Source organism: Lactobacillus delbrueckii subsp. delbrueckii DSM 20074 = JCM 1012 (genome assembly GCF_001433875.1).
Lineage (GTDB): Bacteria > Bacillota > Bacilli > Lactobacillales > Lactobacillaceae > Lactobacillus > Lactobacillus delbrueckii.
The window spans coordinates 1-244 of the sequence record NZ_AZCR01000168.1 but is presented as its reverse complement, the minus strand read 5'-3'; the positions used below and the strand labels follow the sequence as shown (position 1 = coordinate 244).

The 244-nt window shown below is 42.2% G+C and carries 1 protein-coding gene; it reads left to right on the top strand.

All coding sequences use genetic code 11. The annotated features are described in order from the left end of the window. The coding region (locus FD23_RS10860; protein ID WP_236743916.1) for a hypothetical protein at nucleotides 1–236 on the top strand (236 nt) is incomplete at its 5' end. Between the last annotated feature and the right edge of the window lie 8 nt (nucleotides 237–244).

Genomic DNA, 244 nt, shown 5'->3' with positions numbered 1-244 from the left:
GAAAGACGATGATGAAGATGCCGAGAACGAAGAATATTAAGACAATTGAAGCCGAGATTTCCCAAACAGAAGAACAACTCCGGCGCCTTAAAGAGCGCTGCGATAAAGCGTCGCAGAAGCTAGATTCTCTCTATGAGCTCAAGAAACACCGAGAGCAGGAGGAATTACTAAAAGCTATTGATAAAAGTACCCGAACTAAAGCTGAGATCCTCGCATTTCTGGAAAGTCATGCATAAAAGAAATA